The sequence below is a fragment of the Halomonas sp. 111 genome, assembly GCF_052379685.1.
Lineage (GTDB): Bacteria > Pseudomonadota > Gammaproteobacteria > Pseudomonadales > Halomonadaceae > Vreelandella > Vreelandella citrativorans.
The window spans coordinates 140,181-161,176 of sequence record NZ_JBQSYV010000004.1 but is presented as its reverse complement, the minus strand read 5'-3'; the positions used below and the strand labels follow the sequence as shown (position 1 = coordinate 161,176).

Genomic DNA, 20,996 nt, shown 5'->3' with positions numbered 1-20,996 from the left:
GTTTTATTACTCTGGCTAGCGCCGACGCAATCTGGCTTAAGCCGATGGCACATTTCGGCAAAACAGGCAGCAGAAACAAGTGAACTTTGCCGCTTAGGCAAGGTCTTAATGGTTAATTGAGGCGTACGGACGTAAATACAACGACGTCATTACAACTACGTATGCCAATCACGATAGATGATAAGGGAGACCACCTGCACATGAGCACTAGTCTTCTACCGGTGGGACAGCTTTCTCCAGGTCACGACTTGGGCGGCTACATTCGAGCAGTTAACGGCATTTCGGTGCTGAGCGTTGAGGAAGAGCGCGAACTTGCTTTTCGTCTTTATGATGAAGCTGATTTAGAGGCTGCGCGCCGCTTGGTTCTCTCGCACTTGCGCTTTGTTGTGCATATTGCTCGCAGTTATTCAGGCTATGGGTTGCCCCAGGCAGACCTGATTCAGGAAGGTAACGTCGGCTTGATGAAAGCCGTAAAGCGTTTTGATCCTAACCAGGGGGTACGCCTGGTATCGTTTGCGGTTCATTGGATCAAGGCTGAGATACACGAATTTGTACTGCGTAACTGGCGGATTGTTAAAATCGCCACGACGAAAGCTCAGCGTAAGCTGTTCTTTAACCTGCGCAGCGCCAAGAAGCGCCTTGCCTGGTTGAACAACGATGAAGTAGATGCCATCGCTAAAGACCTCGACGTTAAGCCGGAAGTCGTGCGGGATATGGAAGGCCGCCTTTCCGCTTATGATGCAGGCTATGATGCTTCACCGAGCGATGACGAAGAGAGCACGTATCAGGCGCCCGCTTACTTTTTGGATGACGCCTCTGCTGACCCGGCGACCAAGCTTGAAGACAGTGATTTTGAGGAAGACTCAACGCGCCGTCTGCAGCTTGCTTTAAAAGGTCTGGATGAGCGTTCGCGGGACATTTTGCAGCGCCGCTGGCTGACCGATAATAAAGCGACCCTGCATGATTTGGCCGATGTGTACGGCGTTAGCGCTGAACGTATTCGCCAGCTCGAGAAAAACGCGATGAAAAAGCTGCGCCAAAAGATGGGCGATGCTATCGCGGCGTAAGTCTACGTAGTTAGCTGTTCATAGCCAAAAACCGGCCTCTATCAATTAGAGCGCCGGTTTTTTTATGGCTGTTTTATGCGTATGAAGTGGTTTTTTAACGCCGTGCTCTGACATATTTCCACAGCCCGCCGCCAGGCAGTATTAACGCGATAAAGCAGCAGGCTGCTGCGGGCGCTGCAACGTCCAAAAACGAGTCCAACGTCCAGTGGTTGAATAAACCATAGAGGTACCACACCTCATTGGGCCCGCCACCCACATATTCATGCTGGGCTACCTCACGGCCTAAAAAGATGGCCGCCACCAAAGAGCCCGCCACCCAGCGGCCAACAAACGGCCATAGCAAGCCTTGAAAGATCAGCGCGATAATCGTGTGCTCAAGGTGGGTAATATTCAAAAGTGCCTTCCTGTGGCAGGGGAGAGAGCATGTTAACAAAGAATGAGCCAACGTCCCTGTTGACCAACTTGATACTCTTAGGCGGGTTGTGGCGCTTCGAGCAGTAACTGCCTTGATAGAAGCGTCCACTGATCTTCCCAGTACTCAGTGGGCAGGCGTTTAAAGTCGCTGCGCACGTATTGAGAAATGCGTCCTTCCGCCTGGGCGGCGAGCAGGTTAGCGGCCGCTGAAGCTGGAATGCTGGCGCGGCGTCCTTCGCGCAGTTCGGCCTCACGAATAATCTGCTTGAGTTGTAGTTCCAAACGCTCAAATAGCTGATGAACGCGCTGGCGCAGGCGGGCTGTTTCGCCGGTCAATACATCGCCGCCCATCACTCGGGCAAGTCCTGGGTTCTTTTCGGCAAAGCCCAGTAGTAGCGCCAGGATAGTGCCGCAGCGGGGGATGGCGTCGGGCACCTCTTCTAAAATACGCGTAATGCGCGCAAAAATGCTCTCTTCAATAAAGTCGATTAAGCCCTCAAACATTCGCGCTTTGCTGGGAAAGTGGCGGTACAGTGCCGCCTCGGAAACGCCGACCTGGCGTGCAAGGGCGGCCGTGGTAATACGCTTTCCACTATCTTCTTCCAGCATTAACGCGAGTGCTTGAAGAATCTGCTCGCGACGGCGAGGTTTACGGTCGTCACTCATGACGTTAGCCCTCCGTTGCAGTTAGCTCGCGTCGGTAATAAGCGTACCTACGCCAGCGTTGGTGAAAATCTCCAACAACACTGCATGGGGAACACGGCCGTCGATAATATGCGCACTGTTAACGCCATTTTTAACGGCATCAAGCGCACAGCGTATTTTGGGCAGCATGCCGCCATAAATGGTGCCGTCGGCAATCAGGGCATCCACTTGAAGCGTGCTTAGCCCGGTTAATACCTTGCCTTCCGCATCCATGAGTCCGGCGACGTTGGTCAGTAGCATTAGCTTTTCAGCGTTTAACGCCTCGGCTAATTTACCCGCGACCAGGTCGGCGTTAATGTTGTAGCTATGGCCTTCATCGTCAACGCCGATGGGCGCGATCACTGGAATGAAGTCGCGGGCAGCGAGCATTTCGATCAGGTCTGTTGAAATGAACTCGACTTCTCCCACATGCCCAATATCGATAATTTCCGGAACGGTCATTTCGGGGCTTTGGTGCTCGACCTTGAGCTGGCGAGCACGAATTTGTGCGCCATCCTTCCCCGTTAGGCCTATTGCCTTGCCTCCGCTTTGGTTAATCAGGTTGACGATGCTTTTGTTCACCAGTCCGCCCAGTACCATTTCAACCACGTCCATGGTCTGGGAATCGGTCACACGCATCCCGTTCACAAAGCGCGATTCGATATTAAGCTTTTCAAGCAGGCTGCCAATTTGCGGACCGCCGCCATGAACCACTACGGGATTAATGCCAACTTCTTTCATTAGCACGATATCACGTGCGAAAGAGTTGATGAGCGTGTCTTCAGTCATCGCATTGCCGCCGTACTTGACCACAACGGTTTTGCCGGAGAACTGCTGAATATAGGGGAGTGCTTCGGAAAGCACCTCCACAACGACCTGCGGGTCGCGACTGGCTGAATTCATCGTGTTGTCCCTTGCTTGCTGTTTTCTTTTATCCAGATGATACGTGGCTAATGAATATTGTTATCGTGCTGCATATCACGAGTGCGCGGTTAAGCTGGCATCTCGGGAATTTTGAGTGCCGGTGCCACACGAGCTAACGCGTTGACAAAACATTCCCGTATACGCATTAGTGCCACGGCATTTTTCCCTTCAAAGCGCATCACCAAGGCAGGTGTCGTGTTGGATGCGCGACATAAGCCCCAGCCATCGGGGTAATCAACGCGAATGCCATCCAACGTGGTTTTAATACCTTCGCCGAAGTCACCTTCACGGGCAAGTGCCTCGATCAGGCCAAATTTTTCGTCATCACTAACGATTATATTAATTTCTGGCGTGCTTGGATCTTGAGGAAAGCGGTCAAAAAAGGCGTCTGCATCTTCGTTATAAAGCGCCAGAATTTCCAGCAGGCGCGCGGCGGAATAAAGGCCGTCATCAAAACCATACCAGCGCTCTTTGAAGAAAATATGGCCGCTCATTTCCCCGCCCAGCAGAGCGTTGGTTGCCTTCATGCGCGCTTTAATCAGCGAATGGCCGGTACGCCACATTTCTGGCTCGCCGCCCGCTTCGCTAATGACTCGGGCAAGGTTACCCGTACATTTAATATCATAGACCACCCTGGCGCTTGGGTTACGCGAAAGCATGTCGGTCGCAAAGGCCATCAGGAGGTGGTCAGAGTAGATGATGCGGCCGCGCGGTGTAACAACGGCAACTCGGTCGCCATCACCGTCAAAGGCAAGCCCGATATCCGCGCCGGTTGTCTGAACACTCTTGATCAGGTCTTGCAGGTTTTCAGGCTTGCCGGGGTCAGGGTGGTGGTTAGGAAAATGGCCGTCAATCTCACCAAACAAGACCGTTGTTTCAACCCCCAACTGCTTGATTAGCTCGGGTCCTAGCTCACCGGCGACGCCGTTACCGCAGTCTACAACGGCTTTGATAGGACGCTTGACGCTAACATCTTCCAAAATACGGGTAAGGTACGCGTGCCGGATGTCGTATTGATGAACGCTGCCTTGGCCGCTGGTGAGATCATGGGTGTGAATGCGGTCATACAGCGCGGCAATAGCGTCGCCTGATAATGTTTCACCTGCCAGGACAATTTTGAAGCCATTGTAGTCGGGCGGGTTATGGCTGCCGGTCACCATGACGCCTGAGCAGCTCTCAGGCATCACGTGGGTGGCAAAGTAGAGGACAGGCGTGGGCACCATGCCGATATCAATAACGTCGCGCCCAGCGGCTGTTAAGCCTCGAATCAGGGCGGCTTGCAGGCGCTCGCCGGATAAACGACCGTCTCTGGCAACGATGACACACTGCTCACCCCGGGCGGCCGCTTCTGAACCAATCGCACGGCCAATCCACTCTGCGGTGGATTCGCTCAGCGTGTTATCGACAATGCCACGGATATCATAGGCACGAAAAATCGAAGCAGGTACATCCATTGGCTACTCCTGTCAGTGCGTAACGTTCGCCCGAGCCTTGTTAATGACGGACAGTATTAATGCCGCCCCGTATTAATGACGGCCAGTGCTGCCAAATCCGCCGCCGCCTCGGGTGGAGTCGGTAAAGGCATCAACAATAGAGAGCTCTGCTTGCACCACCGGCACGAGAACATACTGGGCTAGCCGCTCAAAGGGCGACAGTGTAAAAGCGCTTTGGCCACGGTTCCACACCGAAATCATCAGCTCACCCTGGTAGTCTGAATCGATTAGACCTACCAGATTGCCCAATACAATGCCGTGTTTATGGCCCAGGCCCGAGCGGGGAAGAATCATGCCAGCAAGGCTTGGGTCTTCAATATAGATGGCAAGACCCGTTCGTACGAGTTGGCATTCGCCAGGATTGAGCGTTAGCGGTTCGTCGAGCAGCGCCCGCAGGTCCATGCCCGCAGCGCCATCAGTGGCGTAGTGCGGCATGTGGTCGTGTAAGCGCTCATCAAGCACTTTGCACTGCAGGCGGGGACGGGTGGTCATGTAGAACTCCAACATTTAAAAAAACGATAGTAAAAAGGATATTGAAAACAGCTTTAAAAACAGGTGCTAAGGGCTAGAGCAGCGCTAGCGCTTGACGAACAATGACCTGCGCAAGCTGAGTTTTTGGCTGAGGGGATTCCAAACGCTGCTCGGTGCCTTGCGCTGTGCGCCAGAGCAGCAGCGCGGCATTCTCATTGCTGCCAAAGCCCAGGCCCGCTTGAGAGACGTCATTGGCGACAATCATATCAAGCCCCTTGCGGTTAAGCTTATCGTGGGCGTAATGCTCCAGTTGCTGTGTCTCTGCGGCAAACCCTACGACCAAGGGGCGTTGTTCGGTAGGCAGCGCGGCCACATCGGCAATGATGTCAGGATTTTTGATCAGTGTAAGCGTGAACGTATCGCTATCTTCCTGCTTTTTAAGCTTGTGCTCGGCAGGCGATGCCGAACGGTAATCAGCCACTGCCGCGCAGCCAATAAATAACGCCGCCTCAGGCGCCCGGTGCATGGCTTCTTGATGCATTTGCTCGGCCGATTCAACGTCAATACGCGTAACGCCGTTGGGCGTTGGTAGAGCCACAGGCCCGCTAATCAGAGTAACCGTAGCGCCCTGCGCTACCGCCGCCGCCGCCAAGGCGTAGCCCATTTTACCTGAGCTGTGATTGGATAGGTAACGCACGGGATCAAGCGCTTCACGGGTAGGGCCTGCAGTGATGACTACATGAGGGGCGTTGCCTGCCTGGGGGGCACCTGAAAAGAGGCGTGCAACAACCTCAAAGATAGCATCAGGCTCGCTCATACGCCCTGGACCTACATCGCCACATGCCTGGTCGCCCGCCGCGGGGCCGATAAGTTGCCAGCCATCAGCGTGCAGTTGCGCTACATTGCGTTGCGTCGCCGGGTGGCGCCACATGGCCTGGTTCATGGCCGGGGCGATCAGCCTGGGGGCTTCACTGGCCAGGCACAGCGTGGTGAGTAAATCATCCGCCATGCCGTGGACCAGTCGCGCCATCAGGTCCGCCGTTGCGGGAGCGATCAGGATAATATCCGCCCAGCGGGCGAGCTCAATATGCCCCATCCCGGCTTCCGCTTCCGGGTCAAGCAGAGACGTGCGCACCGGCTCGCCGGATAACGCCTGCAGTGTCAGTGGCGTAATAAACGCCTGAGCACCACTGGTCATTACCACACGCACTTCACAACCGGCTTGTTTAAGCAGCCGCACGATCAGCGCGCTTTTGTAAGCCGCTATGCCTGCACTAATGCCCAACAGAATGCGTTTACCTGCAAGCGTTGAGAGCGTCGTTGGAGTAACAGAGGCAGAAACCATGGTAAAGGGCCCATATGCGCGTTCTTAAAGAGGCTTACCATACCATTCGTCTTGCTAATTTGGCATGTTGCTACAAATAATGCGTAAGCCAGGTTTACTGAGCTTTTTGCGTACATGTCTTTGGGGTGAGGAGGTAGGGGGATGGGGATAAATCATTGGCCGGAGGGTGAGCGGCCGCGAGAAAAGCTATTAACCATGGGCGCGCAGACGCTTTCTGATGCAGAGTTGCTGGCGATTTTCTTGCGCGTGGGCGTGCAGGGGCGTTCGGCGGTTGATTTGGCGCGTGATCTGCTCACCGCATTTGGTGGCCTGCGTCCGCTGCTGGAAGCGGACCAGGCAAGCTTTTGCGCGGCGCACGGTCTGGGGAGTGCCAAGTTTGCCCAACTGCAGGCCACGCTTGAAATTTCAAAGCGCCATTTAGCCAGCCAATTGGCACGTGGCAACGCGCTGACATCGCCTGAACTGGTGCGTCATTACCTGAGCTCTCAACTGCGCCATTTGGGGCATGAGGAGTTCGCGGTAATTTTTTTAGACACACAGCACCGAATTATTCGCTATGAATCCCTGTTTCGCGGTACCCTAGACAGCGCCTCCGTTTACCCCCGCGAAGTTGCCAAGCGCGCATTAGAACTTAGCGCTGGCGCCGTTATCCTGGCCCACAATCACCCCTCCGGTGTGGCTGAGCCAAGCGATGCTGACCGTCGTATCACCGAACGCTTAAAAGAGGCCCTTGGCCTCTTTGACGTACGTGTCTTGGATCATTTCGTGGTGGGAGATGGAGACGTGGTCTCTTTTGCTGAGCGCGGCTGGCTATAGGCAGTAGATAGAGGGCAGGCATTTAATGTCTGCTGTCTAGGTAAAATACCTAAAAAGTGGCTTTTTTACGCCTTTTTAGACGGTTTTGCTTGCCGGTGGTCCGGTGCTCTGGTATAAAGTGCCACCTTTAAACTTGGGTTGAATAACGGATTTGGGTACAGCTAGACGGTTAACGGCGTCGACTCCCTCTCTTCCGGTTTGCCCGACAGTTTTGAACACTCAGGCTTATATCCTGGCCAAGCGGTTGGAGGCTCTCATGTCCAAAGTATGTCAGGTTACCGGCAAGCGTCCGGTAACTGGTAATAACGTTTCACACTCCCAGCGTAAGACACGTCGTCGTTTCTTGCCGAACCTGCACTCCCATCGTTTTTGGGTTGAAGCCGAAAACCGCTTCGTCAAGCTGCGCGTTTCCTCCAAGGGCATGCGCATCATCGACAAGAAAGGTATCGAGACGGTTCTGGCTGATATCCGTAAGCGCGGCGACGCCATCTAAGACAGCATTTTTGGGAGAGTAAAACCATGCGCGATAAGATCAAGCTGGTGTCCAGTGCCGGTACAGGCCACTTCTACACCACTGATAAGAACAAGCGGAACACGCCGGATAAGTTCGAATTCAAGAAATACGACCCGGTTGTCCGTAAGCACGTTATCTACAAGGAAGCCAAGATCAAGTAATCGCGTAAGCGATGATGATCGGCTTCCACTGCAGGCGAGCGCCTGTTGAAAAACCCGGCCCGTGCCGGGTTTTTGCATACATGGGGTTTGCAGATGCAGGCGACTTAATAGTGGCTTCGCATTGTCTGCCTTGTAAGTGCCTATCCTGTCGATACCCCTATCGTTAATCAGGTTCTCTTCATGCCCGAACTGCCCGAAGTCGAAACTACCAAGCGTGGTATTGCTCCCTATTTGGAAGGCCAGGAAATTACCGAGGTGCGTGTACGTCAGCCGCGCTTGCGTGTTCCGGTGCCTGACGATTTGGCTGAGCGTTTGGTCGGTGCGCGTATTGGCACCCTGACTCGGCGTGCCAAATACCTGCAAATCCCTGTAAAGCAGTCGCCAAACGATGCAACGTTGCTGTGGCACCTGGGAATGTCGGGCAGTTTGCGCATTGCCCAAGTGGGGGATATCCCCAAAAAGCATGATCATGTCGATGTGGTCACCGCAGACGGCTATGTGTTGCGCTATCATGACCCACGTCGCTTTGGTTTTGTGGATTGGCAGTTAGGCGATGGGACGGCAGACCGGCGCCTTGTCCACCTTGGGCCTGAGCCGTTTGATGAGGCCTTTAATGGCCAGTGGCTATATGCGCTTTCGCGTAACAAGCGCGTGGCGGTAAAACCCTTTTTAATGGATAACCGGGTCGTGGTGGGCGCGGGGAATATTTACGCCACTGAAGCGCTGTTCATGGCCGGTATTGACCCACGTCGTGCAGCCGGGCGTATTTCTCTTGCCCGCTATGAGCAGTTGGCGGCGGCTGTGAAAGAAGTATTGGCGGCGGCTATCACTCAAGGTGGTACCACGCTGCGCGATTTTGTGAGCGGCCAGGGTGAGCCTGGTTATTTTGCTCAGCGGTTAAATGTTTATGGGCGCCAGGGGCAACCCTGCTTACGCTGCGGTAGGGAGCTTCGGCGTATTACGCTTGGCCAGCGCGCCAGTGTGTTTTGCCCTGGCTGTCAGCATTGATAGCTGATTACCCTTTTGTTATCTGTTGTCTACGCTTTTGGAGACTGTTGTGACTCAACGCCTGCGCTTAAATAAAAACGCCGATCGCCGCTTAAAAGCAGGCCATCTGTGGATCTACTCCAACGAAGTGGATATTAAAGAAACGCCGCTTAAGAATTTCACTGCTGGCGAAACCGCGTTGGTCGAGGCCTCTAACGGTAAAGTCCTGGGCGTGGCGTATATCAATCCGCACTCGCTGATTGCGGGCCGCGTGATGTCCCGTGATCCGGATATGCGTCTGGACCGTTCGCTGTTTGTACACCGTTTCAATCAAGCGCTGTCACTGCGTCAGCGTTTATATGCCAAGCCTTTTTACCGCCTGATTCACGGTGAGGGTGACCTGCTGCCAGGCCTGGTGATTGACCGTTTTGGCGATGTATTGGTTGTTCAGCTAAATACCGCCGGCATGCAGGCGCTGGCCGATGAGATTGTCGATGCGCTTGAGAAAGTGGTTAAACCTGACGTCATCGTGTTCCGTAACGATACCGGCGGGCGTCGTCAGGAAGGGCTGGAAGCTCACGTCGACGTAGTGAAAGGCACGCTGCCCGACGAAGTATTGATTGAAGAGAACGGCACACGCTTTGCCGTGCCGGTGCTGAACGGTCAGAAAACCGGTTGGTTCTTTGATCACCGCGAGAACCGCGCTTGGCTGAACCGCCAGGTGGCTGGCAAGCGCGTGCTGGATGTCTTTAGCTATGTGGGTGGCTGGGGTGTCCAGGCGGCGGCCAATGGCGCCTCTGAGGTGCTGTGTATCGATGCTTCAGGCCCCGCGCTTGAGCAAGTGGCGCGAAATGCTGAGCTTAACGGTGTACAAGAGCAGGTCGCCATTGGCGAAGGCGATGCCTTTGAAGCTTTGGCAGCACTGAAAGCCGACGGCGAACAGTTCGACGTGGTGGTTCTGGATCCGCCGGCGTTTATCAAGAAGCGTAAGGATATTCCTAATGGCGAGCGGGCCTATGCGCGCTTAAATCGCGAAGCGATGCGTTTGCTGGGCCGCGATGGCCTGTTGCTTTCAGCGTCGTGCTCCATGCACCTGGGGGAAGATCGCTTGGTAGATGTCGTGCGAGGCGCGGTACGTCATCAGGATCGCCATGGGCAGGTGATCTTCCAGGGCCATCAAGGGCCAGACCACCCCATTCACCCGGCCATTCCAGAAACCGCTTATCTTAAAGCGCTGGGCGTGCGCGTATTTCGCGATTAACCCATTGAGTCATTAGGCGGGGTGGGCAAGCTGGATTAGCACGATAGTGGCGCAAGGAGCAGAGCAATGGAGTGGGCGTTACCCGATCCCTTTGTGATCGATATTCATGTTAGCGAAGCGGCGATAGATGATTATCAGCACGTGAATAACAGCGAATACCTGCGCTGGGTTGAGCAGGTTAGCTGGGCCCACTCCGAAGCCTTGGGGCTTTCCATCGAGCGCTACCGCGAACTGGACCGCGCCCTGGCCATACATCGCCATGAGCTGGACTATCTTGCTCCTGCCTTTGCGGGTGATGAGCTTCAATTAGCGACGTGGGTCGTCGCCTGTGATGGGCGCTTTAGCCTTACCCGGCGTTTCGAGCTTAAGCGGGTGCGAGATGCCAAAATGCTCTTCCAGGCGCGCACCCGGTTTGCGTGTATTGCGCTTTCAAGCGGGCGCCCCAAGCGCCTGCCAGAGGAGTACCAGAGAGTCTACGGCGGGGCCTTAATAACAGAGTGACGTTAAATTTTCGGTATAAAACCTTCAAACGCTGGATTTTTACTCCTGTAAAACGCCTTAACCGGCGTTTTTTTGTTTTGTGCTTAAGGAAGTGGTGGGTCGCTTGAGCTGTGCTGTAATGCTAAGACCGTTGTTTAATCTTACGCACAAAAAGAGAGATCGCTATGCAGATTGCCGTCCCCAAAGAGATCAAAAACCATGAATATCGTGTCGCCCTAACACCCACCGGCGTGCGTGAGCTTGCCCAGCGTGGTCACACCGTTAGTGTGCAGGCAGGCGCAGGAGAGGGCGCTGGTTTTAGCGATAGCGACTATGAGGCTGCGGGTGCGCAGATCGAAAGTGATGTCGACGCCTTGTGGAAGAATGCTGAGCTGATTCTTAAAGTAAAAGAGCCGCAGGTGGAAGAGGTTGCGCGCCTCACTTCCCGGCATACGCTGTTTACCTATCTGCACCTTGCAGCGGAAGAAGCCCTGACGCGGGGCTTGATGGAGAGCGGGGCTACCTGTATCGCTTATGAAACGATTACAGATGCCTATGGTGGGCTGCCGCTGCTTGCGCCAATGAGTACTGTGGCCGGGCGTATGGCCGTTCAAGCAGGGGCGCATGGTCTGGAAAAAGCCCAGGGGGGGCGCTGGCGTTCTGTTGCCCGGCGTGCCGGGGGTTGCACCGGCAACCGTCACCGTAATAGGCGGCGGCGTCGTAGGTGAAAACGCCGCGAGAATGGCGCCACTGCTGGGCGCGGATGTCACTATTCTGGATAACTCACTGGCGCGGCTAGACGTTCTGGATAGCCGCTACCAGGGGCGTATCAAAACGGTTTATTCCACCGCCGATGCGCTGGATAACGCTGTGCGCGAGTCTGATATGATTATTGGCGCCGTGTTAATACCTGGTGCGGCGGCGCCCAAGTTGATTACCCACGCTATGCTGAGCGATATGAAGCCAGGTAGCGTGCTGGTGGATGTAGCGATTGATCAGGGTGGCTGCTTTGAAACCAGTAAGCCCACCACTCACGCCGAGCCCACGTATATCGTGGAGGGCATTGTTCATTACTGTGTGGCCAATATGACGGGCGGCGTGTCACGCACGTCAACCCTCGGCCTCACCAATGCCACGCTGCCCTTCGTGCTGGCGCTGGCCGATAAAGGCTGGCAGCAGGCGCTACACGACGATCCTCACTTTCTGCCAGGGCTTAATGTGCATGCAGGGCAGGTGACCTACCAGGCCGTTGCCGATGCCTTTGGTTTGGCGTGTATCGCCCCAGCAAGCGTGGCAGCACGATAAGTACGAACTACCGATCAGGTGCGCTAACCCGCAGGGCGCGACAGTGGGTTTTTAATGTTTGTCATCGTTAGTAATGAGGCGGCACCTCGTCTTCAGGGCGGCTTTCCCCCTGATGGTCGCCCGTCTGGAACGCTTGATGCTGTTCACGCAGTCGTTCACGCATTAATGCGCTAAGCTGTTCTAGCTTGGCAAGCCGCTTTTCCTGTTGGGCGACCGCTTGGTCAAGCGTGTCCAGCCAGTGTTCCTGGTAAGCCAGGCGGCTTTCAAGATTTTCGAAAAGTTGATTTAGCTCAGCAGGAGAAAAGTCTTGTGTCATGGTAACATGGCAACCTTGTGTAATATGTCCGGTACTGTTAGGAATGGGCCTGATGGTTCGGGTATTGTCTTTCGTTCGTTACCCATACAACAAGAGAGCTTTTATCATCTATGAATCCAAAAGTTGTGTTTCGCTGTTTCTTAATCAGTGTATTACTAGCCGCCCCCACGCCGCTTTTGCTGGCGGGGATTGTTCATTTAACCAACGCGCCTCTGGCCGATTTATGGCAGGCAGAGTTAGCCATTAGCGGTATCAGTGGTGTTTACATTGCCGTTGCCTTGGGCAGCTTCATCGTTTTATTTATAGGTACGTTAGCGTCGGCTGCTCTGGCTCCTCCGCTAGTCGTTAAACCGAAAGTAGAAAGCTCAGGCGACACGCGTGTTAAAGCTGCGCCGCGTCAGCCCCAGCCTGCCGACGAACGGGACGATGAAGAGGAAGACGTCATCGACCCCAACGACGGTCGGGAAGAGGGTGAAGTAAAGTGGTTTAACACCAATAAAGGCTATGGCTTTATTACTCGTGATAATGGCGAAGATGTGTTTGTTCACTTTCGTGCTATTCGGGGTCGCGGCCCGCGTATGCTGGCAGAAGGCCAAATTGTGCGTTACCACGTCATCAAGAATGACCGTGGTTTACAGGCCGATGATGTGAGCATTATTGAGTAGCATGTCCACAAGCGTAGTATCAATGTGAACATAATCGACCCCGCCCCGGCGGGGTCGATTGCATTTCAAGAACAGTCTTCAAAAAAACAGTCTTCAAAAAACCGTCTTTATGCCGTCTTCTTTCAGGCAGCGTTAGCGGCCTGAGTCGGGCCACTCAATAGCGCCTTCTTTTCCGCCGGGTAGCACCTGCCAGAAGCGGTCAGGGTCATCGCCTGGGTGCCAGCCGCCAAGCGAGCAGCGCACTTCCGTTTGCAGCGCCTCTGCGGCGTGTTGCGCGCACTCCTGGTCGGTCATCCAGGGCGTATGGCTACTGTCAAACCATAAGCTTGCAAAGCGGTCAGCTGCTTTTTCGACCAGTAGTATGGGCACCTCTTTCCCCTGGTGTTGGCCATGGGTTTTCCACTTGCCTTTGCCGGCAGGGCTTAATGGCGGTGCAGCAAGCGCACTGGCAAGCCATGCGTTAAGCGCTTCCAGTGAAATGCTGGCGACATACACTTCAATGTCCGGGTAGCGCTCCATCATACGTTGACCTCATCAAGCGTGAGTAGGGCCTGAAGCGTTGCCTCATAGATGCGGCTCAAATCATCCAGGTCGCTAGCGCGTACGCGCTCATTCACTTTGTGGATAGTGTCGTTAAGCGGGCCAAGCTCCACCACTTGAGCACCCAATGTGGCAATAAAACGCCCATCAGAAGTACCGCCGCTGGTGGATAGCGCCGGGCGCTTGCCGGCCACGGCTTCAACACCGCGTACGGCTGCATTAACAAGCTCGCCTTCTGCGGTTAGGAATGGCTCGCCGTTCAGTGTCCAGTCCAACTGATACGCCAGGCCGTACTGGTCAAGAATCGCTTCTGTACGCGCCTTAAGCTGCTCATGCGTCACTTCTGTCGAGAAGCGGAAGTTGAATACTACTTCTACTTCGCCGGGGATGACGTTAGTCGCCCCAGTGCCCGCTCGCAGGTTGGAAATCTGAAAGCTGGTGGCCGGGAAAAAATCATTGCCCTCATCCCAGTGCTCATTGACGAGCGCATCCAGCGCGGGCATCGCCTGATGAATGGGGTTACGCGCCAGGTGAGGGTAGGCCACGTGCCCCTGAATCCCCTGAATACGTAAAACTCCGCCCAGCGAACCGCGGCGGCCATTCTTGATCACGTCGCCAAGGTGCTCGGTAGAGGAGGGTTCACCGACGATACAGTAATCAAGCCGCTCATTGCGTTCGCGCAGCTGCTCGACCACGGCGCGAGTGCCATCCACCGCAGGGCCTTCCTCATCGGAGGTGATTAAAAACGCAATACGCCCATCGTGGTCGGGGTAGCGAGCCACGAAACGCTCCACGGCGGTTAGCATAGCGGCCAGGCTGCCCTTCATATCGGCGGCGCCACGGGCACAAAGCATGCCGTGATCGTCAATACAGGGAGCAAACGGCGGGAATTCCCAGCCGTTTGGTGGCCCGCTGGGCACGACATCGGTATGACCCGCAAGGGCAATCACCGGGCCGTGGTGGCCCCGCACTGCCCAGAAGTTCTGTACATCGCCAAACGGCATACGCTCAATATGAAAACCGAGCGCCGTTAAGCGCTCGATCATTACGTCCTGGCAGCCTTCATCATCCGGCGTCACTGACGGGCGGCTGAGCAGCTCAAAGGCAAGCTGTAGCGTGGGCGACAGCGTGTCAGGCTCAGTTATGGGCATGCAGCGCCTCATTTAGCGCGATGGCGCTTTTATTGGTCAGGCACTCGACGCGGCCATTTTTAGAGTTGCGGCGTAGCAGCAGGTCGTTTTGGCCCGCCAGTTCACGCGCCGCTAGGGTTTTCACTTCGTTGCCCTGGTCGTCCAGCAAGGCCACTTTGGTGCCTGCGGTGATATACAAACCGGACTCCACCGTGCAGCGGTCGCCCAGCGGAATGCCGATACCGGCATTGGCACCGATCAAGCAGCCTTCGCCCACCTTGATAACAATATTGCCACCGCCTGACAGCGTGCCCATGGTGGAGCAACCACCGCCCAGGTCAGACCCTTTGCCGACCATCACGCCCGCTGAAATACGGCCTTCAATCATGCCGGGGCCTTCGGTGCCGGCATTGAAGTTAACAAAACCTTCATGCATTACCGTGGTGCCTTCACCCAAATGAGCGCCCAGGCGTACCCGAGCCGTGTCGGCAATGCGTACACCGGCCGGCACAACGTAATCGGTCATTTTGGGGAATTTATCGACACAGTCGACAGACAGCGCACGACCGGCGAGGCGGGCTTTCAGGCGACGCGCTGGCAGCTCTTCGATATCGATGGCGCCTTCGTTGGTCCAGGCAATATTGCGCAGCAGGCCAAACATGCCGGTCAGATCAAGACCATGCGGCTTGACCAGGCGATGCGATAGCAGGTGCAGCTTAAGATAGACCTCTGGCGCCGTTTGCGGAGCCTGATCCGTTTCCAGGAACATGGCCACTAATGGGCGCTGGCTGGTGGCCAGCGCCTCAGCAAGCTCAGCCTGTTCAGGATGCCCGGCTGCCTCAAGCGCCTTGGCTAAGCGGGTGCAGTCTTCTGGCAAAAAGCTAACGGCGACATTGCCCTGCGGCGCATCAAGCGCTTGTTTGGCCGCATTTATCAGGCTTTCCTGCGGGCTAAAGAGCGGTGCCGGGTAGTAAATTTCCAGCCAATCGCCTTGAGTGTTTTGCGTGCCAATTCCAAGCGCAAAGCTCAGCATAAAAGTTCATCCTGTTGTTGATAACGTTGTTAACCGGGTCATTAGCTAACGTAAAAGCGTCGGTATAACAAAGTGTTGATTCAAAAATAAGCAAAATAGTGGCGTTGGATCAGCCACTGATTTTATCGTAATCGCCGTCGCGATAGCCTACTTTTAAGGCGTCACTGCCGGTATCCAGCAGTGGTCGTTTAAGCAGTGTTGGGTGTTGGAGCAACAGTTGGCGCGCAGAGTTGGCATCCAGGCTGTCTTTGTCTTCCTGGGGAAGGTCGCGCCATGTCTTGCTGCGCTTATTGACGACTTCCAACAGCGGTGCCCGCTCTAAAAGATGCTCAAGCAGGCTCGCCGAAAGACCATCTTTACGCAAATCATGGGTTTTAAAAGGCACGCCGTTCGCTTCCAGCGCTTTGCGCGCCTTACGACACGTATCACAGGTATCAATGACATAGAGTGTAAACATGGTATCTCCTTTCGAGCTGTTGGTGCCGTAAAAGGTGAATTAACCGCGCTCAATAAGCTGGCGGATACGCTGCGCTGCTTCCAGGGTGGGCGCAAGCTCCGCCACCAGGGCTAGGCGCAGCCGCCCCGTGCCTGGGTTAATGCCCTGAGCATCAGGGCGGCCCATCAAGCTGCCGGGCAGCACGCTCACGTGTTGCTCGGTGTAAAGCCGCTGGGTGAAGCCAATGTCATCCCCCCCTGGTACTGCGGGCCACAGGTAAAAGCTTGCCTCTGGCGTTGGGAAGTCCATCACCGGGGCCAGTACCTCCACCACGGCGCTGAATTTTTCACGGTACGCATCGCGATTGGCGCGTACGTGCGCTTCATCCTGCCAGGCTGCTATTGAAGCATGTTGAACCGGCAGCGACATGGCGCAGCCATGATAGGTACGGTAGCGTTTGAACGGCGTAAGAATGTCCGCATCGCCCGCCACAAAGCCAGAGCGCAAGCCCGGCAGATTGGAGCGCTTGGAGAGCGAGTGGAAGACGACGCAGCGCCGGTAATCGTTACGACCCAGCTCAGCGCAAGCCTGTAATAGCCCCGGCGGTGGTGCGTTTTCATCCAGATAAAGCTCGGAATAGCACTCATCAGAAGCAATGATGAAATCGTGCTCGTCGGCCAGCGCAATCAGCTGTTTAAACTCATCCATTGACGTAACCGCGCCGGTCGGGTTGCCCGGTGAGCAGATAAATACGATTTGCACATCACGCCAGATATCGGGGCTGACACTGGTAAAATCTGGCCGAAAGCCGTTCTCGGCCGTGCCGTTTAAATACACCGGTTGACCGCCAGCCAACAGCGTCGCACCTTCATAAATCTGGTAAAACGGGTTGGGCACTATCACCCTGGCTGGCCGAGTACGATCCAGTGCGGCCTGTACAAACGCAAAAATGGCTTCACGCGTGCCATTAACCGGCAGTACCTGACGCTCGGCATCAAGACCCACAAGCTTAAAGCGCTTGGTCGCCCACTCAGCGAGTGCTTCACGCAAGCTTGGCAGGCCGTTGGTGGCCGGGTAACGCGCCATATCAAGCTGATGCTTTACCAGCGCATCAAGCGCTGCTGGGTAGGGCGCGTGCTGCGGTTCGCCAATGGTTAAGGGAATATGCGCCAAATGGGCAGGCGGCGTAAGGTCAGCTTTGAGGCCGGCCAGTTTCTCAAACGGATAAGGGTGTAGGGCGGCGAGATCAGAATTCATGGCGTATCCGTTGAGAGCGTTCTATTGAGAGCATGCCCTGCAGGCGTATTAAGCGGCAGGCTAAGCGCCGATTATAAGCAAGCCTCGGGGTTGGGCTCAAATTTAACCACGGGGCACGGCGTCTTTAAGTGTTTACACGCCCAGCACCTCAATTAATCGCTCGCGCAGCTCTTGCTGGCGTATTGGGTCGGTTAATGGTTCGCCTGCTTTCGTGGTGATAAAGAAAACGTCCTCAACACGCTCGCCCAGCGTGGCGATTTTAGCCGCCGAGAGGGCGATGCCCTGCTCCATAAAAATACGCCCTACGCGGGCCAGAAGCCCTGGTCGGTCAGGGGCCGTTAGCTCAAGGAGTGTGCGCTCGTTAGCCGGGTCCTGCTCAATCAGCACTTCGGTGGGTACCTTGAAGTGCTTTAACTGACGCGGCGTATGGCGGGTCACAATTTCTGGGTAGTCGTCTGGGTCATCCAGCTCTTCGATTAAGTGCTGACGCATCTCTTCGATACGTGCCGTGTCGCGAATCGGTTGACCGTGGCTATCCAGCACAATAAAGGTGTTTAGCGTCCAGTTATTGCGCGAGGTAGCAATGCGGGCATCATGAATGGAGAGCCCGAGCTGCTCCATGGCGGCGGCGGTGGCGGCAAACAGGTCATCCACCGAGCGTGTATGGATAAACACTTTAGTGCCGCCCTCTGCCATATCAAGCGTCGGTGCGCTGATTAATACCAGCGGCAAGGGGGAGGCGTTATGCGCCAGGATACCTTGGGTTTGCCAGGCAATCTCGCTGGGCGCGTACTGGAGGAAATAGTCTTCCCCAAGCGGTTCCCACAATGCATCAATCTGCGCGCGCCCAAGCCCCATGTTCTGGAGTAGCGAGCGTGCTTCAGAGCGTGTTTCCCGTACCCAGTCATCACGGTCCGGTGGGTTTTTTAGCCCGCGACGTAAGGCGCGCTTGGTTTCAGCATATAGCTGGCGCAAAAGTGATGCCCGCCAGCCGTTCCAAAGCGTGGGGTTGGTGGCGTTAATATCGGCCACGGTGAGCACATACAGATAATCCAGACGCATTTCGTTACGCACGATCAGCGCAAAGTCGCGGATCACGTCAGGGTCGCTAATGTCGCGCTTCTGAGCGGTCATCGACATGAGCAAATGGTGCTCGACCAGCCAGCTGGCAAGCTTTGTATCGTGGGCTGAAACATGGTGGTGCTGGCAAAAATGCGTAACGTCTTTGGCACCGATTTCCGAGTGGTCGCCGCCCCGGCCCTTGCCGATATCGTGAAACAGGCCCGCTATCCACAAAATGTCCAGCCTGGGAAGCTGATGGATGAGCGCAGCCGCCACGGGGAAGTCGTCTTTGGCATCGGGTTTGCGAAAGCCGTGTAAAAACTTCAGCAGACGCAGCGTATGCGCATCCACGGTGTAGATGTGGAACAGATCATGCTGCATCAACCCTACGGCTCGGCCAAATTCGGGCAGGTACTTACCCAGTATGCCGTAGCGGTTCATGCGCCGTAGCTGGCGCGGTACGTTGCCGGGGGCGCGCAGTATTTCCATAAACAGCCGCTGATGGTGAGGGTCATCGCGGTAGTGATCATCAATCTGATGGCGGTGGTCGCGAATCAAGCGAATGGTGTCCGCCCGTACGCCTTCAATTTCCGGGTGCCTGGCCATGAGCAGGAAAAGCTCCAACATGGCTTCAGGCTGTTCGCGAAACAGCGTGCGCGAGCGTGCTTGAATATAGCCGCCCTTGGTTTCAAAGCGCTCGTTGAGCTGGATGGTTTCCAGCGCCTCTTTGCCGCGCAAAATCACTTCGTCGAAGTGCTGAAGTAGCATGTCGTTAAGCCCGGCCAGCGCCGTTACGTGGCGATAGTAGCGCTTCATGAACTGCTCAACGGCTAACCGCTCGGGCGTATCTTTAAAGCCAAACAGCTCAGCAATCGTGCGTTGATGATCAAACAGCAGGCGGTCTTCGGCGCGGTCGGTCAACATATGCAGCGCATAACGCACCTGCCACAAAAATGCCTGGCCCTGGCTTAAGATACGCAGTTCGGCATCGTTCATAAAACCGTTGGCGACAATGTCGGTGTACTGTTCCGTACCGAAGTGGCGCTTAGCGACCCAGCCAATCATCTGAATATCGCGTAGGCCGCCAGGCGAGCTCTTCAGATTCGGCTCAAGGTGGTATTCGGAATTGTTGTAACGGTAGTGGCGAGCAATCTGCTCTTGCCATTTGGCTTCAAAAAAACGGTCGGCCGGCCAAATATGCTCGGCACTTAAGCGCTCGCGCATTTTTTCGCGCAGTGATGCAGGGCCTGCAATCAGGCGGGACTCAAGCAGGTTGGTGATGACGGTGACATCCGCCTTGGCTTCACGCTCGCAGTCGTTTAATGAGCGTACGCTGTGGCCAATTTCCAGGCCGATATCCCATAAAAAAGTGATAAAGGCAGTGAGCGGTTCGCGGTAAGCGGTGTCGTCGTCATCTTCAAGCAGCAGCAGAAGGTCGATATCCGAATGGGGGTGTAGCTCCCCTCGGCCATAGCCGCCAACAGCAATCAGTGCGACGCCGTCATCGGGCCAAGCGTGCTGCGCCCAGGCAATGGCGAGCAGTTGATCCAAGTACCAGGCCCGCCCTCGCACCAGGTCGCGTATATCGGCGCCCGCACGAAACCGGTCATCCAGCTTGGCCTGGAGCTCACGAAGCGCCGTTTTAAACGGCGCTATGGGTGAGCGCGAGCCAGATAGCTCTGTACGAAAAGCCTCAAGGTCGTAAAGCGACGTATCCGGCTCGAACCGGTGGTGGTGGAGGAGCATTAGTTATCTAAAAAACTAAAGTCTTCATCGCTACGCGCGGTCAGTACTTCAACCCCGGTCTCGGTGACCAGCAAGGTGTGCTCCCATTGCGCTGAAAGGCTCTTGTCCTTGGTAACGGCGGTCCAGCCATCGCGCAAGACTTTGGTTTTGTAGCCACCCACGTTGATCATGGGTTCGATGGTAAAGCACATGCCAGCCTCTAAGGCGATATCAGCGTCTGGTGCGTAACCATCGTAATGCAGGAACTGGGGGTCTTCATGGAAGCCTGCCCCAATACCGTGGCCGCAGAAATCGCGAACGACCGAGTAGCCATGGCCTTCGGCGTGCTTTTGAATCACTCGCGCAAGCTCTGAAAGGCGTACGCCTGGTTTTACCAGCGCGATGCTTTTATACAAGCACTCCTGGGTAATCCGGCACAAGCGCTCGCCCTGTATGGTTTCGCCGATGATAAACATGGCACTGGAGTCACCGTGATAGCCATCAGGGGTTTTAACGGTAATGTCCAGGTTCAGAATGTCACCTTTCTTGAGCTTTTTATTAAAATCCGGAAAGCCATGACAGACCACATGGTTGAGCGAGATGCACGTGGCGTGGGTATACCCGTGATAGTTGAGCGGAGCGGGAACTGAGCCCAGTTCGTTAACAATATAGTCGTGACAACGCTTATCAATATCGCCGGTGCTTACGCCTTCTTGTATGTAAGGAGCAATCATTTCCAGCACGCTGGCGGCTTGGCGCCCGGCTTCGCGCATTTTCTCGATTTCTGAAGGTGTCTTGATAGGAACGTTCATGAATTCTCGATATGGGTTCAGGCTGAGGTAGTAAGTAACAGCATTAAATGACAGCGTTAAAGCGACAGTATTAAGTGACAAATAAACATCGTAACACG

The 20,996-nt window shown here is 55.2% G+C and carries 22 protein-coding genes and 1 pseudogene; 9 read left to right on the top strand and 14 right to left on the bottom strand.

Annotated features, from left to right (window positions below):
- Positions 1 to 200 precede the first annotated feature (200 nt).
- Complete coding sequence (gene rpoH / locus ACT3T7_RS04785; RefSeq protein ID WP_087110047.1) at positions 201 to 1,067, top strand: RNA polymerase sigma factor RpoH; 867 nt, start codon at positions 201 to 203, stop codon at positions 1,065 to 1,067.
- Between the two features lie 94 nt (positions 1,068 to 1,161).
- On the opposite strand, the gene ACT3T7_RS04780 is transcribed toward rpoH, so the two are convergent.
- The 6 genes from ACT3T7_RS04780 to coaBC form a co-directional block, all read right to left on the bottom strand.
- Positions 1,162 to 1,461 carry a hypothetical protein gene (locus ACT3T7_RS04780; protein WP_441677845.1) on the bottom strand — a complete coding sequence of 100 codons (300 nt, stop codon included), beginning with the start codon at positions 1,459 to 1,461 and terminating at the stop codon, positions 1,162 to 1,164.
- Between the two features lie 77 nt (positions 1,462 to 1,538).
- Positions 1,539 to 2,147 (bottom strand): nucleoid occlusion factor SlmA, encoded by a 609-nt coding sequence (gene slmA / locus ACT3T7_RS04775; protein WP_087110043.1) that lies wholly within the window; start codon positions 2,145 to 2,147, stop codon positions 1,539 to 1,541.
- 21 nt (positions 2,148 to 2,168) lie between these two features.
- A complete protein-coding gene (gene argB, locus ACT3T7_RS04770) occupies positions 2,169 to 3,068 on the bottom strand; it encodes an acetylglutamate kinase (protein WP_172118513.1) in 900 nt (299 codons plus the stop codon).
- A gap of 89 nt (positions 3,069 to 3,157) precedes the next feature.
- A complete protein-coding gene (locus ACT3T7_RS04765; protein ID WP_172118512.1) occupies positions 3,158 to 4,543 on the bottom strand; it encodes a phosphomannomutase/phosphoglucomutase in 1,386 nt (461 codons plus the stop codon).
- 72 nt (positions 4,544 to 4,615) lie between these two features.
- Positions 4,616 to 5,074: a dUTP diphosphatase gene (gene dut / locus ACT3T7_RS04760; protein WP_172118511.1), complete on the bottom strand. Its 459-nt coding sequence runs from the start codon at positions 5,072 to 5,074 to the stop codon at positions 4,616 to 4,618.
- A 73-nt stretch (positions 5,075 to 5,147) separates the two neighbouring features.
- Positions 5,148 to 6,398 (bottom strand): bifunctional phosphopantothenoylcysteine decarboxylase/phosphopantothenate--cysteine ligase CoaBC, encoded by a 1,251-nt coding sequence (gene coaBC / locus ACT3T7_RS04755; protein ID WP_444630223.1) that lies wholly within the window; start codon positions 6,396 to 6,398, stop codon positions 5,148 to 5,150.
- A 141-nt stretch (positions 6,399 to 6,539) separates the two neighbouring features.
- On the opposite strand from coaBC, the gene radC reads away from it, so the two are divergent.
- The 7 genes and pseudogenes from radC (at position 6,540) to ald (ending at position 11,922) form a co-directional block, all read left to right on the top strand.
- Complete coding sequence (gene radC, locus ACT3T7_RS04750; protein ID WP_172118509.1) at positions 6,540 to 7,214, top strand: RadC family protein; 675 nt, start codon at positions 6,540 to 6,542, stop codon at positions 7,212 to 7,214.
- 256 nt (positions 7,215 to 7,470) lie between these two features.
- Positions 7,471 to 7,707: a 50S ribosomal protein L28 gene (gene rpmB / locus ACT3T7_RS04745; protein ID WP_172118508.1), complete on the top strand. Its 237-nt coding sequence runs from the start codon at positions 7,471 to 7,473 to the stop codon at positions 7,705 to 7,707.
- 26 nt (positions 7,708 to 7,733) lie between these two features.
- The gene (gene rpmG / locus ACT3T7_RS04740) at positions 7,734 to 7,889 is read left to right on the top strand and encodes a 50S ribosomal protein L33 (protein ID WP_009098622.1); all 156 of its coding nucleotides are present in this window, start codon (positions 7,734 to 7,736) and stop codon (positions 7,887 to 7,889) included.
- A 180-nt stretch (positions 7,890 to 8,069) separates the two neighbouring features.
- Positions 8,070 to 8,897: a bifunctional DNA-formamidopyrimidine glycosylase/DNA-(apurinic or apyrimidinic site) lyase gene (mutM, locus tag ACT3T7_RS04735; protein ID WP_172118507.1), complete on the top strand. Its 828-nt coding sequence runs from the start codon at positions 8,070 to 8,072 to the stop codon at positions 8,895 to 8,897.
- Between the two features lie 49 nt (positions 8,898 to 8,946).
- Complete coding sequence (locus tag ACT3T7_RS04730; protein ID WP_172118506.1) at positions 8,947 to 10,137, top strand: class I SAM-dependent rRNA methyltransferase; 1,191 nt, start codon at positions 8,947 to 8,949, stop codon at positions 10,135 to 10,137.
- 66 nt (positions 10,138 to 10,203) lie between these two features.
- Positions 10,204 to 10,638, top strand: a complete 435-nt coding sequence (locus ACT3T7_RS04725; protein WP_444630222.1) for an acyl-CoA thioesterase — start codon at positions 10,204 to 10,206, stop codon at positions 10,636 to 10,638.
- Between the two features lie 164 nt (positions 10,639 to 10,802).
- A pseudogene (gene ald, locus ACT3T7_RS04720) lies at positions 10,803 to 11,922 on the top strand (alanine dehydrogenase).
- A gap of 67 nt (positions 11,923 to 11,989) precedes the next feature.
- Here the strand turns inward: ald and ACT3T7_RS04715 are convergent.
- Complete coding sequence (locus tag ACT3T7_RS04715) at positions 11,990 to 12,238, bottom strand: SlyX family protein (RefSeq protein ID WP_172118504.1); 249 nt, start codon at positions 12,236 to 12,238, stop codon at positions 11,990 to 11,992.
- A 110-nt stretch (positions 12,239 to 12,348) separates the two neighbouring features.
- Here ACT3T7_RS04715 and ACT3T7_RS04710 point away from each other — a divergent pair, with 110 nt between their 5' ends.
- On the top strand, positions 12,349 to 12,903 hold the full coding sequence (locus ACT3T7_RS04710) for a cold-shock protein (protein WP_216658099.1): 555 nt from the start codon (positions 12,349 to 12,351) through the stop codon (positions 12,901 to 12,903).
- 132 nt (positions 12,904 to 13,035) lie between these two features.
- Here ACT3T7_RS04710 and ACT3T7_RS04705 read toward each other — a convergent pair whose 3' ends face one another.
- From ACT3T7_RS04705 to map, 7 genes are all read right to left on the bottom strand, one after another.
- Positions 13,036 to 13,425, bottom strand: coding sequence for a hypothetical protein (locus tag ACT3T7_RS04705; RefSeq protein WP_087110018.1), 390 nt, complete (start codon positions 13,423 to 13,425; stop codon positions 13,036 to 13,038).
- Positions 13,422 to 14,594 carry a succinyl-diaminopimelate desuccinylase gene (gene dapE / locus ACT3T7_RS04700; protein ID WP_444630221.1) on the bottom strand — a complete coding sequence of 391 codons (1,173 nt, stop codon included), beginning with the start codon at positions 14,592 to 14,594 and terminating at the stop codon, positions 13,422 to 13,424. Before dapE ends, ACT3T7_RS04705 begins: the two co-directional genes overlap by 4 nt.
- The gene (gene dapD, locus ACT3T7_RS04695) at positions 14,581 to 15,606 is read right to left on the bottom strand and encodes a 2,3,4,5-tetrahydropyridine-2,6-dicarboxylate N-succinyltransferase (RefSeq protein WP_172118502.1); all 1,026 of its coding nucleotides are present in this window, start codon (positions 15,604 to 15,606) and stop codon (positions 14,581 to 14,583) included. Before dapD ends, dapE begins: the two co-directional genes overlap by 14 nt.
- A 109-nt stretch (positions 15,607 to 15,715) precedes the next feature.
- Positions 15,716 to 16,063: a Spx/MgsR family RNA polymerase-binding regulatory protein gene (locus ACT3T7_RS04690; RefSeq protein WP_087110012.1), complete on the bottom strand. Its 348-nt coding sequence runs from the start codon at positions 16,061 to 16,063 to the stop codon at positions 15,716 to 15,718.
- Positions 16,064 to 16,102: 39 nt separating this feature from the next.
- The gene (dapC, locus tag ACT3T7_RS04685) at positions 16,103 to 17,299 is read right to left on the bottom strand and encodes a succinyldiaminopimelate transaminase (RefSeq protein ID WP_444630220.1); all 1,197 of its coding nucleotides are present in this window, start codon (positions 17,297 to 17,299) and stop codon (positions 16,103 to 16,105) included.
- 132 nt (positions 17,300 to 17,431) lie between these two features.
- A complete protein-coding gene (locus ACT3T7_RS04680) occupies positions 17,432 to 20,107 on the bottom strand; it encodes a [protein-PII] uridylyltransferase (protein WP_444630219.1) in 2,676 nt (891 codons plus the stop codon).
- On the bottom strand, positions 20,107 to 20,898 hold the full coding sequence (gene map / locus ACT3T7_RS04675; RefSeq protein WP_172118499.1) for a type I methionyl aminopeptidase: 792 nt from the start codon (positions 20,896 to 20,898) through the stop codon (positions 20,107 to 20,109). Before map ends, ACT3T7_RS04680 begins: the two co-directional genes overlap by 1 nt.
- Positions 20,899 to 20,996: the final 98 nt, after the last annotated feature.